Annotated in this window: 7 protein-coding genes; all 7 read left to right on the top strand. The window is 61.0% G+C overall.

All coding sequences use genetic code 11. The features are described from left to right. Positions 1-180 precede the first annotated feature (180 nt). The 7 genes from dnaN to AB4Z48_RS04975 all read left to right on the top strand — a co-directional run bounded on the left by dnaN (position 181) and on the right by AB4Z48_RS04975 (position 13,862). The gene (gene dnaN / locus AB4Z48_RS05005; protein ID WP_441612778.1) at positions 181-1,296 is read left to right on the top strand and encodes a DNA polymerase III subunit beta; all 1,116 of its coding nucleotides are present in this window, start codon (positions 181-183) and stop codon (positions 1,294-1,296) included. Between the two features lie 224 nt (positions 1,297-1,520). After that, positions 1,521-4,052: a DNA topoisomerase (ATP-hydrolyzing) subunit B gene (gyrB, locus tag AB4Z48_RS05000; protein WP_441612777.1), complete on the top strand. Its 2,532-nt coding sequence runs from the start codon at positions 1,521-1,523 to the stop codon at positions 4,050-4,052. A gap of 526 nt (positions 4,053-4,578) precedes the next feature. Next, positions 4,579-4,719 carry a helix-turn-helix domain-containing protein gene (locus AB4Z48_RS04995; RefSeq protein WP_441612776.1) on the top strand — a complete coding sequence of 47 codons (141 nt, stop codon included), beginning with the start codon at positions 4,579-4,581 and terminating at the stop codon, positions 4,717-4,719. A 129-nt stretch (positions 4,720-4,848) separates the two neighbouring features. Continuing rightward, complete coding sequence (locus AB4Z48_RS04990; RefSeq protein ID WP_441612775.1) at positions 4,849-5,895, top strand: DNA cytosine methyltransferase; 1,047 nt, start codon at positions 4,849-4,851, stop codon at positions 5,893-5,895. 21 nt (positions 5,896-5,916) lie between these two features. After that, positions 5,917-6,366: a very short patch repair endonuclease gene (locus AB4Z48_RS04985; RefSeq protein ID WP_441612774.1), complete on the top strand. Its 450-nt coding sequence runs from the start codon at positions 5,917-5,919 to the stop codon at positions 6,364-6,366. An 18-nt stretch (positions 6,367-6,384) separates the two neighbouring features. Next, positions 6,385-9,522 (top strand): DISARM system SNF2-like helicase DrmD, encoded by a 3,138-nt coding sequence (drmD, locus tag AB4Z48_RS04980; protein ID WP_441612773.1) that lies wholly within the window; start codon positions 6,385-6,387, stop codon positions 9,520-9,522. Then, positions 9,519-13,862: an Eco57I restriction-modification methylase domain-containing protein gene (locus tag AB4Z48_RS04975; RefSeq protein ID WP_441612772.1), complete on the top strand. Its 4,344-nt coding sequence runs from the start codon at positions 9,519-9,521 to the stop codon at positions 13,860-13,862. The genes drmD and AB4Z48_RS04975 overlap by 4 nt, the downstream gene beginning before the upstream one ends. Positions 13,863-13,876: the final 14 nt, after the last annotated feature.

Here is a 13,876-nt window from a genome sequence, read left to right as displayed (position 1 = left end):
GGAAATTGTGCTTGATGCTGCGCAATTTTCCCCTCCTGTCGCGCTTCTCCCGCTTCACCGCAGCGGCTTATCCTTGGTACAATGTCAAATTAACTCCTTGATTCCTAAGTGGTTTTGGAATCAACGGAAGTTGAGGCGCAACCCGCGGTCGCTTACTACAAACGACGAAGGATAAATTCAATGCAATTGGTCAAAACCTCGCGAGACAATCTGCTGCGTCCGCTGCAAATCGTGAGCGGCATCGTGGAGCGCCGCCACACCCTCCCGATCCTGGCCAACCTGTTGATTCGCAAGTCGGGGTCCAACGTATCGTTCCTCTCGACCGACATCGAGATCCAGATCACCACGCACGCCGAATGCGGCGTGGGCAGCGACAGCGTGGCCACCACCGTGGCCGCCCGCAAGCTGCTCGACATCCTGCGCGCCATGCCCGACGGCGAAGTCGCCCTGTCGCTCAACGACAAGCGCATGACCGTGCAGTCCGGCAAGAGCCGCTTCGCGCTGCAGACCCTGGCCGCCGAGGAATTCCCCACGGTGGCCGAAGCCAGTGAGTTCGGCGCCTCGGTCAGCCTGCCGCAGAAGACCTTCAAGCACCTGCTCGCCATGGTCCACTTCGCCATGGCCCAGCAGGACATCCGCTACTACCTCAACGGCATGCTGCTGGTGGTGGACGGCAAGAAGGTCATGGCAGTCGCCACCGACGGCCACCGCCTGGCCTACTGCGGCGTGGAGCTGGACACCGCCGCCACCGGCGAGGGCGCGCGCCAGGAAGTCATCATCCCGCGCAAGACCATACTTGAGCTGCAACGCCTGCTCGAAGACAACGACGATCCCGTGCAGGTGCAGCTGGCCGCCAACCAGGTCAAGTTCACCTTCGCCAATATCGAGCTGATCTCCAAGCTGGTCGAAGGCAAGTTCCCGGATTTCCAGCGCGTGATCCCGAAGGGCTACAAGAACGCCTTCGCCATCGACCGCGTGAAGCTGCAGCAGGCGCTGCAACGCACCGCCATCCTGACCACCGACAAGTTCAAGGGCGTGCGCTGCATCCTCGACACGCACGTGCTCAAGATCAGCTCCACCAACGCCGACCAGGAAGAGGCGCAGGAAGAGCTCGAGCTCGATTACTCGGGCGACGCCCTCGACATCGGCTTTAACGTGACCTACCTGCTCGACGTCCTTGCCAACCTCAAGAGCGAGCAAGTGCAGGTCAGCCTCGGCGACTCCAATTCGAGTGCGCTGATTACCGTGCCGGAAGACGACAACTTCAAGTATGTCGTCATGCCGATGCGTATCTGATGATCCGGTAGAAGGTAAAAGGAAAACAACATACGTAACACCGGAACATCGAACGGCAGGCTACGGCTCTCGCCTGGCAGGCGAAAGACGCACCGCAGCACGCAGGGGCCGGATTCTGGCAATCCGCCCCTTTTGCCGTTTTTATGTAACCCGCCATGCGGCCCATCGCAGCGCGCCCGACCGGGCGCCGCGCGAAACGCCGCATTCGCCGTGAGTAAGAGAACATGACCGAACAGCAACAACCGCAACCGCAACAGGAAAACAGCTACGGCGCCGGCTCGATCCAGATCCTGGAAGGCCTGGAGGCGGTGCGCAAGCGGCCGGGCATGTACATCGGCGACACGTCCGACGGCACCGGCCTGCACCACCTCGTATTCGAAGTGCTGGACAACTCCATCGACGAAGCGCTGGCCGGCTGGTGCACCGAGATCCAGGTCACCATCCACAGCGACAACTCGATCTCCATCACCGACAACGGCCGCGGCATCCCGCCCCTGGTGAAGTTCGACGACAAGCACGAACCCAAGCGCAGCGCGGCCGAAATCGCCATGACCGAGCTGCACGCCGGCGGCAAGTTCAACCAGAACAGCTACAAGGTCTCCGGCGGCCTGCACGGCGTGGGCGTGTCCTGCGTCAACGCCCTCTCCAAGTGGCTGCGCCTCACCGTGCGCCGCGACGGCCAGGCCCACCTGCTCGAATTCGCGCAAGGCGCGGTGCAGAACCGCGTGGTGGAAACCGTCAACGGCCCCGACGGCCAGCCCGTGGAAGTCTCGCCGATGAAGGTCATCGGCCCGACCGACAAGCGCGGCACCGAAGTCCACTTCCTCGCCGACGAGGCCATCTTCACCCACGTCGAGTTCCACTACGAGATCCTCTCCAAGCGCATCCGCGAGCTCTCGTTCCTGAACAACGGCGTGCACATCCGCCTGACCGACCAGCGCACCGGCAAGGAAGAAGACTTCGCCTTCTCCGGCGGCGTGAAAGGCTTCGTCGAATACATCAACCGCGCCAAGACCGTCCTGCACCCGACCATCTTCTACGCCAACACCGAGAAAGACGGGATCGCCGTGGAAGTCTCCATGCAGTGGAACGACGGCTACAACGAGCAGGTGCTCTGCTTCACCAACAACATCCCCCAGCGGGATGGCGGCACCCACCTCACCGGCCTGCGCGCCGCGATGACCCGCGTCATCAACAAGTACATCGAAGAAAACGAGATCGCCAAGAAGGCCAAGGTAGAGACCACCGGCGACGACATGCGCGAAGGCCTGGCCTGCGTGCTCTCCGTCAAGGTGCCCGAGCCCAAGTTCAGCTCCCAGACCAAGGACAAGCTCGTCTCGTCTGAAGTGCGCCTGCCCGTGGAAGAACTCGTCGCCAAGGCCCTCTCCGACTTCCTGCTCGAGACCCCCGGCGACGCCAAGATCATCTGCGGCAAGATCGTCGACGCCGCCCGCGCCCGCGAAGCCGCCCGCAAGGCCCGCGAAATGACCCGCCGCAAAGGCGTGCTCGACGGCATGGGCCTGCCCGGCAAGCTCGCCGACTGCCAGGAAAAAGACCCCGCCCAGTCCGAACTCTTCCTCGTGGAGGGTGACTCCGCAGGCGGCTCCGCCAAGCAAGGCCGCGACCGCAAGTTCCAGGCAATCCTGCCCCTTAAGGGCAAGATCCTTAACGTGGAACGCGCCCGCTTCGACAAGATGCTCTCCAGCCAGGAAGTGCTCACGCTCATCACGGCGCTGGGCACCGGCATCGGCAAGGAAGACTACAACCTCGAAAAGCTGCGCTACCACCGCATCATCATCATGACCGACGCGGACGTGGACGGCTCCCACATCCGCACGCTGCTGCTCACGTTCTTCTACCGCCAGATGCCCGACATCATCGAGCGCGGCTACGTGTACATCGCCCAGCCGCCGCTCTACAAGATCAAGCACGGCAAGGAAGAGCGCTACATCAAGGACGACACCGAGCTCAACGCCTACCTGCTGCGCCTGGCCATGGAAAAAGCCGCGCTGGTCAACCCGGACGGCACCGAAGTCTCCGGCGACGCCCTCACCGAACTCGCCCGCCAGTACCAGCTGGCCGAAGGCGTGATCGGCCGCCTCTCCCGCATCGTAGACACCGACGCCCTGCGCGCCATTGCCGACGGCGTGGAACTGGACCTGGACAGCGCCGCCGCCGCCGAAGCCTCAGCCACCGCGCTCAAGGCCAAGCTCAGCGAGATGCACGCCAAGACCCTGCTCGGCGCCGCCGTGAACGACGACGGCACCGCAGATGTCTACGCCCAGTTCGACGAGAAGACGGACAAGCACCGCCTGATGATCGCCCGCCGCCATCACGGCAACGTGCGCCTGTCTCACCTGGATGCGGACTTCGTCCACGGCGCGGATTACGCAGCGCTGTCCCTGGCCGCCAAGACGTTCCAGGGGCTGATTCCCGAGGGCACCAAGGTGCGCCGTGGCGAAGGCGAGAAGATGCGGGACCAGACCGTGAATGATTTCCACGGGGCCATGCAGTGGCTGTTGTCTGAAGCCGAGCGTGGGGTTTCGCGTCAGCGGTATAAGGGGCTGGGGGAGATGAATCCTGAGCAGCTTTTTGAGACCACGCTGGACGTTACCCAACGGCGACTGCTTAAGGTGCAGATTGAGGATGCTATTGCGGCTGATCAGATCTTTACTACGCTGATGGGGGATGAGGTTGAGCCGCGGCGGAATTTTATTGAGTCTAATGCGTTGGTTGCGCGGAATATTGATGTTTGATGCGACGTTGCTGTAGGTTTTCAGAATAGTTGCGAAAAATCACAAATAAATGACTCGGATTGGGTTGAGCACTGCGTCCGCCCTTGGCGTAGAACCTTCATGGGCAGAGTTACAAAGTCAGCTTGATCCGAGGCCTACAGCACAAATGAAATCAAGGGGGCGCAGGATTTTTCCTGTAGCCCTTTGTGTTTTGCGGGCCGTGTAACCGTCATGCAACGTACTTGGCTCCTCATCCATCGCCGGTCACGGGCCTTGTCGCTTTTCCGCGAGTCTCATATACATACCCCAATCGCCGATGTCATGGTTGTCGCTTGCCGAGCTCAATTCTGTAGCGATAGGGGGCAAGTGGGACTAGCGCGTCGCCACAGAAGCATCGGCGGCATTGGGCATGGCGGCGAAACTGGGGAGCTACCAAACCGGATGGAATCGGTCAAAACCAGATTAAAGCCGATCAGATCATCCTTGATCACGCTCCAGAAGGACTGATTTCATGCGATGATGAGACTAGAAAAGTCCGGCCCTTTCGATGGAAGCCGACATGATAGATCGCTGGCTATCAGTCGAGGAGCTTGCCGCATGTTTCGGCGTAAGCAGGGACACAGTATATGCGTGGATCAACAAGCGGAATATGCCTGATCATCGAATTGGTCGATTCTGGAAATTTTAATCCGAAGAAGTCGACGAATGGATTCGATCGAGTGGTGCAGCAGATACTGAATATCGGGAAGGGAAATGAAGGACGACTTGGCTTCCGTTTGTTCCGATCGTCTCTCGACACTGGAAGAAGAGATTTGATGTGAAAAAAATTGCTTGTGTCGATTTATTCTGCGGAGCGGGTGGACTGACGCATGGCTTCCATTTAGAGGGGCTTCCCGTTGTCGCAGGCATTGATCTGGATCCTGCCTGCCGCTTCCCTTACGAAGAGAACAATGATCATGCTCAGTTCATCGAACGTGACATAAGTAAGGTCACGACGGACGAACTAGAGGCATTGTTCGGCGACGCCGAACTGAAGATCTTGGCGGGCTGCGCGCCTTGCCAGCCTTTTTCGACCTATGCTCAGCGCTATGAGCTAGACGGCAAGGACGGCAAGTGGGGCTTGCTCTATCAGTTCGCGCGTCTCGTTAAAGGTTCGTTGCCGGACGTTATCACGATGGAAAATGTGCCGACCGTCGCTAAGCACGAGGTATTTCACGATTTTGTGGATACGCTAGAACGGCTTGGCTATGAGGTCTGGTTCGACGTCGTCGATAGCTCGCGTTATGGTGTTCCACAGATGCGACGTCGAATGGTGCTGCTTGCTTCTAAGCACGGTAGCATCAAGATGATCTCGCCGACCCACGAAAAGCCGAAGACGGTGCGGCAAGCCATCGGGCACTTGCGTCCCCTCGGTGCTGGAGAGTCCGCACCTAGAGATAGGCTGCACGTCGCCTCCACGCTGTCTGAAAAGAATCTTAAGCGGATCCAGGTCTCCAAGCCCGGCGGCACATGGCGCGATTGGCCCAAGCACTTGATCGCCGAATGTCACCGCGCCGAAAGCGGACGCACCTATCCGGGCGTCTACGGACGCATGGAGTGGGACAAGCCCGCGCCGACCATGACGACCCAGTGCTACGGGTTCGGCAACGGTCGGTTCGGACACCCCGAGCAGGATCGAGCCATCTCTCTGAGGGAAGCGGCGATCTTGCAGAGCTTTCCGCGCGACTACGCGTTCGTCCCGCAGGATGGCCAGGTGAGTTTCACGGTGCTCGGGCGTTTGATCGGCAACGCGGTTCCAGTCAATCTCGGCCGGGCCATCGCTCGCAGCATCAATCAGCACCTTGCATCACTCGCGGCTCGGTGATGGGCTAACGAAGGTTACCCAATGCGTCGACCCGCGTCCTCGTCATCCGATGCCAGTCGTCGCATGGCGAAAGTGCGGCAAAAGGGAACGGACGCGGAAATGGCATTGCGACGGGAGATGTACCGCATCGGTCTGCGCTACAGGGTCGACTACGAAGTGCTGAGAAATCCTCGTCGCGTCGCGGACGTGGCGTTCCCCCGTCGAAAAATTGCCGTCTTCGTCGATGGCTGCTTCTGGCACGGCTGTCCCGAACACGCCACGTGGCCGAAGCAGAACGCGGAGTTCTGGCGCGATAAGATCGAAGCAAACCAGCGACGTGACGCGGACACGAACGAACGCCTGCAATCGCAAGGTTGGACGGTGCTCCGGTTCTGGTCGCACGAACCACCGATTGACGCCGCCCGAGTCGTCGCGCACACAGTCGCATTGGCCGACGCGAAGTATCGCGCGGCGTCGCACCAGCGTGAATGAGAAGAACTGAAAAGAAAGATGGCCAGCGTCCAGCACGAACAACAACAACCCCAGGCATATCGCGCTCGTCCCGAGCCAGGGCAACTCGTCGAAGTGCGTCGCCGGCAGTGGGTGGTGGCCGACGTCGATGCCGCTCGACTTGATTCCGGTACTCCTCAACACTGTCTGAAACTGTCGTCGATCGACGAGGATGGTCTCGGCGAGGAACTGGAAGTCGTCTGGGAGATTGAGCCGGGCGCTCAGGTCATTGAGCGGGCTGGCTTGCCTTCGGTCACGGGGCAGGACGACTCCGCCACGCTCGACGCTTTCCTTGATGCTGTGCGTTGGGGGGCAGCCACCAATGCAGACCGGGGGTTTCTCCAAGCTCCGTTCCGCAGCGGCGTCAGTATCGAGGACTTCCAACTCGATCCGCTGGTGCGCGCAATCGACATGGCTCGCGTCAACCTGCTCATCGCCGACGACGTGGGCCTTGGCAAGACCATTGAAGCGGGTCTGGTTATTCAGGAACTGCTGCTGCGGCATCGCGCCCGCACCGTTCTGATCGTCTGCCCCGCGTCGCTTCAAGAGAAGTGGCGCGTCGAGATGTTGGAGAAATTCGGCCTCGACTTCCGCGTGGTTGATACCGATTACATCAAGCAGTTGCGACGCGAGCGCGGCATCCACGCCAATCCGTGGACATCGCATCCGCGACTCATTACGTCGATGGACTGGGCCAAGGGCGGAGAAGGCTTGCGCGCCATGCGTGACGTGATCCCGCCGCACGTCGGTCATCCCCGTAAGTTCGACCTGCTGGTCGTGGACGAAGCGCACAACGTCGCTCCCGCCGCAGGCGCGCACTATGCGTTGGAGAGCCAGCGCACGCGCTTCGTCCGTGCCATCGGCCCGCACTTCCAGCATCGTCTGTTCTTGACCGCGACGCCGCACAACGGCTACACCGAGTCGTTTACCTCGCTGCTCGAACTGCTTGACGACCAGCGTTTCGCACGCAACATCCTCCCCGATGAAAAGCGGCTGAGTCAGGTGATGATTCGTCGCCTGAAGAGCGATCTGGTCGATGCCGATGGCAACCCCCTGTACGCCCGGCGCGCCTTGCAGGCGCTCGAAGTCGCATACACGGCGGAAGAGCGCGAAATTCATCGCAAGCTCGACGACTACTGCATCAGTCGCGAAAAGGATGCCGAGAAGGCAGGCAATGGTTTCGGCACGGCCTTCGTCAATCGGCTCCTCAAGAAGCGTCTGCTCTCTTCTCCTGCCGCGTTCGCATCCACTCTCGAAAAGCATGTGGCGTCGTTGTCCGAAGCACGGCTAGCGAAGCCCGATGCTATGACTGAGCGTATCCTGCACAAGGCCATCCTGAAGGCCGACGAGGACTACGCCGACGATCGGGAATTCGAGAACGCACAAGAGGAAGCCATTGAGGAAGCGACGCGCCGCGCGTCGCCGTTGACAGCGGAGCAGCGGGCCACACTCGACGAATTGAGAGCGTGGGCGCAGCATGCCAGGAATCAGGCCGGCTCCAAGGCCCAAGCTATCCTTGACTGGCTCACGGCCAATCTCAAGCCGGACGGCCGGTGGAACGATCGCCGGGTGATTCTGTTCACCGAGTATCGCACCACGCACCAGTGGATGCATCAAATCCTGGCCAGCCACGGTTTTGGCAGCGAGCGTCTCGGCCTGCTACACGGTGGCCTGTCCCAAGAAGAGCGCGAACCCATCAAGGCGGCGTTCCAAGCATCGCCGGAGGACTCGCCCATCCGCATCCTGCTTGCCACCGACGCGGCGTCCGAAGGCATCGACTTGCAGAACCACTGCAATCGGCTCATCCACTTGGAGATTCCCTACAACCCCAATGTAATGGAGCAGCGCAACGGGCGTATCGACCGCCATGGCCAGCGTGAAAAAGAAGTACTGATCTGGCACCCGGTCGATGGTGGCGGCGCAAGCGGCGCATCGGTCGGCGGGCATGGCGAGGACATCCTGCGCGCATTGCGCAAACTGGACTTGATGCGTGCCGACATGGGTAGCGTCAACCCCGTCATCGCGCCGCAGATGACCGGCCTCATTGAAGGCTCGCTGAAGGATTTGGACACCCGCATGGCCGAGGCGCGGATCGCTCGTGCCAAGAACTTCGTTCGTGCCGAGCGCGAATTGAAGGAGCGCGTCGCCAAGCTGCACGATCGCTTGCTTACTACCCAGCAGGATTTCCACCTCACGCCCGACCACGTTCTTATGGCTGTGAAGACCGGCCTCGCGTTGGCGGGCCATCCGCCGCTGGAGCCTGTCGAGCTGGCGGGCATGCCGTCGCGCAGCAGCGTCTTCCGGATGCCCGCGCTTTCCGGTTCCTGGGCGCGCTGTCTGGAGGGATTGCGTCATCCGCACACTCAGCGGATACGGCCCATCACCTTCGACCACAACGTTGCCAGTGGCCGGGACGACGTCGTGCTTGTCCACCTGAATCATCGCTTGGTGCAGATGTGCCTGCGCCTGTTGCGCGCCGAGATCTGGGCGCAGGACGACGTGAAGAAGTTGCATCGCGTCACCGTCCGTACGGTGCCTGACGCGCACATCGACGGATCTGCAGTGGTCGTTGTCTCGCGGCTGGTCGTCACCGGCGGCAACCACCATAGGCTGCATGAAGAGCTGACTATTTCGGGCGGCTACCTGCGGGACCAATCCTTCCGTCGCGAGGAAGGCGTCACCCGTATCCAGCAATGGCTGGATGAGGCAAAGCCCACCACCGCAGCCCCATCCTTGTTCGATGCGCTTCGGACCCGTTTCGACCGCCAGCAGGAAGCCATCCTGAAAGCAGTCGATGCCCGGTCGAAGGAGCGCCTCCGGTCCCTGACCAACACCCTTCAGACGCGCAAGCAGCAGGAAATTGACGACATCGGCACTGTGCTCGACGAACTGGAACAAGCGATCCATTCCGAATTGAAGAAAGGGCAGCAGCCCGAACAGCTTTCGCTCTTCACCGAGGACGAGCGCACGCAGCTTCGGCGCGACATCACGGCGCTGGAAGTACGCCTCGCGCGCATTCCCAATGAGCGGCAAATGGAAACGCAGACCATTGAAGCCCGCTACGCCAAGCTCGACGATCGTACCTTCCCGGTCGCCGTGATCTTCATTATTCCGGAATCCGCCGGAGGATCCGCATGAGCATCCGCGACATCCACCACGACTGGCTCTCTCTCATCGAGATTTCCGGCCCGTTCCTCGCCGTTCCGGTGTTGAGCGAAGCCTTCCCGCAGGGGTTGGAAGATCTCGATGCGGCCAAGCGCAAGCGGCTGCGGCAAACCTACGACGAATGGCGCGAGGCGCAGGAAACTAACGATCCACGTTTTGTCGACCTGCATGGGGCGTGGATAGACGAAGTCTTGTCGCGCGGGCTGGAACTCAACGAGGACGGTCGTGGCGACGTGCTGAAGGGTAAGGACTGGTGCGCCCAGCATTCGAACGTCAGCTTGCCAGAGCATGGCGTGAGCCTATCCCCGGATTTTGCGGTCGTCGGCAACGGCGACAAGCTGTTGATGCTCGTCCATGCCTATGGGCCGGACATCAATCTCGATGCCACCTCGAAACAGGACGGCTGGGCCAGCACACCATCGGAACGCATGGTGACGCTTTGCCGCGCCAAGGGATGCCGTCTCGGCCTCATCACCAACGGCGAACGCTGGATGCTGGTCGATGCGCCGGTGGGCGCCATCACCACCTTCGCCAGTTGGTATGCGCGCATCTGGGGGCAGGAACCCGTCACGCTCCAAGCCTTCGTCCACCTCTTGGGCATCCGGCGTTTCTTCGTGGACGAATCCGAACAACTTCCTGCGCTGTTCGACCGCTCTCTGAAGTTCCAGGACGAAGTAACCGACGCCTTGGGTGAGCAGGTGCGGCGCGCGGTAGAGGTACTGGTCCAGGCGCTCGACAAAGCCGATCAGGACCGCTGCCGCGAGTTGCTGCGCGGTGTGAAGGAAGCCGAACTTTACGAAGCCGCGCTGACGGTGATGATGCGGCTAGTCTTCCTGCTGTCAGCCGAAGAACGCGGCTTGCTGCTCTTGGGCGACGAACGCTACGAAGCCAACTACGCAATCTCGACCCTGCGTATGCAGTTGCGTGCCGAATCGGACGAGATTCTGGAACGCCGCTGGGATGCCTGGTCACGCCTGCTGGCCGTATTTCGCGCTGTGTATGGCGGTATCGAGCACGAAAACCTGCGCTTGCCCGCGCTGGGCGGCTCCCTGTTCGATCCGGATCGTTTCCCCTTCCTCGAAGGCCGCGCCCGTGGCTCGGATTGGCGTACAGATGTCTCCAAGCCGCTGCAGATCGACAACCGCACCGTCTTGCTCTTGCTCGAAGCTATCCAGCAATTCCAGGGCCGTACGCTGTCATATCGCGCGCTGGACGTCGAGCAGATCGGCTATGTCTATGAAGGCCTGCTGGAACGTACCGTCAAGCGCACGACCGAGGTCACGCTGGAGCTCGATGCTACCAAGAGCGCTCAGTCGCCTTGGGTCACGCTGGCCGAACTCGAATCCGGACGGCTGGACGGTGCAGAGCGACTCGCAGAACTGCTCCAGCAGCGTTCCGGCAGTTCCGCTAGCCGTGTGCGCAACGATCTAGCGCGTCCGGTGGACGATGCACTCGCCGATCGGATTTTGACGACCTGCCACGGCGACACGGCGCTGCGGGATCGGATCAAGCCGTTCGCCCATCTGGTACGCACCGATCCTTGGGGCTATCCGTTGGTTTATCCCTCGGGAGCTTTCGTCGTCACCACCGGCTCCGACCGGCGCGAGACCGGCACCCACTACACGCCGAAGTCGCTCACCGAAGCCATCGTTGTAGAGACGCTTACGCCCATCGCCTACGTCGGCCCGGCGGAGGGCGCGCCCCGCGCAGACTGGACGCTGAAATCGCCCACTGAACTGCTTGACCTGAAGATCTGCGATCCAGCGATGGGGTCGGGCGCGTTCCTCGTGCAAGCCTGCCGCTGGCTGGCCGATCGGCTGGTGGAGGCATGGGCTCAGGCCGAGGCTCAGGGCAGTACGGTCGGTGCCGATGGGCGGGTGGCGGAAGCCTACGCCAACGTTGAGCCGCTGCCCCGCGACGTCGAAGGGCGCACCATCGTCGCCCGGCGCTGCATCGCCGAACGCTGCCTCTACGGAGTCGATCTGAACCCGCTGGCGGTCGAGCTAGCCAAGCTCTCCATTTGGCTGGTGACGCTGGCGAAGGGTCGGCCCTTTGGCTTTCTTGACCACAACCTACGCTGCGGTGACAGTCTGCTTGGCATCCATCGGCTGGAGCAACTCACCGAGCTTTCGATGGACCCCACGGGGCAAGGCCAGCTTCGCCTGTTCGGCCAGAACGTCGAACGAGCCGTGCACGAGGCTTCCGAACTGCGCTCACGCCTGCGCGAAGTTCCCATCCGTGACATCCGCGACGTAGAAGCCATGGTGCATCTGGATGCCGACGCGCGTCGAAGGCTCGACGCGCCGGAACGCATCGCCGATGCTCTCGTTGGGGAGGTATTTGCATCGGGTGGCCACGGTGCGACATTGGATAATGCATTGATGGCGCTGACCATTCGGGCCGAACAGGCCATCGGCGGTGACCGCAACGTGCTTGCCTCAATGCACCGGAGGTCGCTCACCGCGCTCTCCACCGATCTAATCGCCGACAAGCCTGCGCGTCGGCCTTTCCATTGGCCATTGGAGTTTCCTGAGGTGTTCGCGCGCGAGTGCGGCGGCTTCGATGGCATCATCGGCAATCCCCCCTTTCTTGGTGGGCAGCGCATCACTGGTGTCGCAGGTACTGCCTTCCGAGATTGGTTGGTCGCGCGCATCGCCGAGGGGCGCCGTGGCTCGGCGGATCTGGTCGCCTATTTCTTCCTGCGGGCTTGGGGCTTGTTGCGAGAAGGTGGTGGTTTTGGATTGCTCGCAGTTAACACGATTGCGGAAGGCGACACGCGGCAGGTAGGCTTGGAGGCAATGGTCGGCGGAGGCGCCGTCATCCATGCTGCCTACCCGAACGAGCCTTGGCCGGGAAAGGCTGCGGTTATCACCAGTCGCGTGCACGTCCACAAGGGCGACTGGCAGGGCGAACGCTCGCTGCTTGGACGGCCGGCTCGCTTCATATCGGCATTCCTGTCCGATCGCGAGGAATGGAGTCCGAAGCGGCTAAAAGCCAACGAGGGAAAGGCCTTTATCGGTTCTTACGTGCTCGGCATGGGCTTCGTGCTCTCACATGACGACGCGCGGCAGATGCTGGATGCCGATCCGAAGAATGCCGATGTCATATTCCCCTATATCAATGGAGATGATCTTAATTCGCATCCGGAGCAGCTGCCGAGTCGTAGGGTAATCAGTTTTTGGGATTGGACTGAAGAACGTGCACGGAAATATCCACTACCTTTCGAACGCGTGCAGTCATTGGTTAAGCCTGAAAGGGATAAGCTTGGTAACAATCCCAGCGCCGAAGGCAGAAAGCGAAAATGGTGGTTGTACGGACGAGATGCAAAGGCCCTGTACCATGCCATTGGTCGCGGTCATCACTTTGAGCGGCATCCTGAAACTTGGTCACCAAGCGGGAATCGACCACCTAGGGTGCTACTGGTTACCCGTGTCAGCAAGACATTGGCGTTCACGTTTGTTGACTCCGACATTCTCTTCTCGGATGCAACCGTCATATTTCCATTCGAACGCGGCAGGGACCTCGCTCTATTGCAATCGAACTTTCATGCCATCTTCGCTTGGCAGCATGCATCGCGTCTCAAGAGTGATCTGAGATACAGCCCAACGGACGTACTCGATCCGTTCGCTTTCCCCGATGGATTCAGTGACGTGTCGAACGGTCCACTCGATGACTTGGGCGATCGGCTCCACGAAGGGCGCATCGAAGTTATGCGGGCCAACCGCATAGGCCTGACCAAGCTCTACAACCGTTTCCATACTGATACAGAACGCGATCCGCGCATCGCCGGGCTTCGCGCATTGCAGCGCGAAATTGATATCGCTGTCGCGCGCGCCTACGGCTGGGACGACCTCGACCTCGAACACGGCTTCCATGACGTGCCGTACCTGCCGGAAAACGACCGCTCTCGCTTCACTATTTCGGAGACTGCGCGCGTCGAAGTGCTGCGGCGGCTGGCGGATTTGAATCGTCAACGGTACGAAGAGGAGGTCGCCAAAGGGCTGCACGCCGACCCCTCACCGCGTGCTTCTACCCGTGCCCCGCGCGCGGGTCGGACGATCAGCGCCGTAATGGTTCAATCATCCCTTGACTTCGAGACAGGGGTTGCCCTCGGCGCCGACGGTGCCACACCAACCACAGCGATCCTCGACTTCCTTCGCATGCATGACGGCTGGCGCGCAAAAGCCGACGTCCTTGCGGCTACTGGCATCACGGACGCTCAGTGGAGCGCCGCGATCACAAACCTGATAGCAGTTGGCAAGGTCGAGCGCCAAGGTGAACGGCGCGGAACTCTATACCGATCAATCGAATAGCGAGGAGTGCTCCG

Origin of the sequence: Cupriavidus sp. 2TAF22 (genome assembly GCF_052115045.1) — a bacterium.
GTDB lineage: Bacteria > Pseudomonadota > Gammaproteobacteria > Burkholderiales > Burkholderiaceae > Cupriavidus.
Note: the sequence above shows the minus strand (reverse complement) of the source record. Positions and strands in the feature narration are given on the sequence as shown.

Excerpts from the sequence above, each read along its gene's own strand:
- dnaN (WP_441612778.1), top strand. The coding sequence starts at position 181 with ATGCAATTGGTCAAAACCTCGCGAGACAATCTGCTGCGTCCGCTGCAA.
- gyrB (WP_441612777.1), top strand. The coding sequence starts at position 1,521 with ATGACCGAACAGCAACAACCGCAACCGCAACAGGAAAACAGCTACGGC.
- AB4Z48_RS04995 (WP_441612776.1), top strand. The coding sequence starts at position 4,579 with ATGGAAGCCGACATGATAGATCGCTGGCTATCAGTCGAGGAGCTTGCC.
- AB4Z48_RS04985 (WP_441612774.1), top strand. The coding sequence starts at position 5,917 with ATGCGTCGACCCGCGTCCTCGTCATCCGATGCCAGTCGTCGCATGGCG.
- drmD (WP_441612773.1), top strand. The coding sequence starts at position 6,385 with ATGGCCAGCGTCCAGCACGAACAACAACAACCCCAGGCATATCGCGCT.
- AB4Z48_RS04975 (WP_441612772.1), top strand. The coding sequence starts at position 9,519 with ATGAGCATCCGCGACATCCACCACGACTGGCTCTCTCTCATCGAGATT.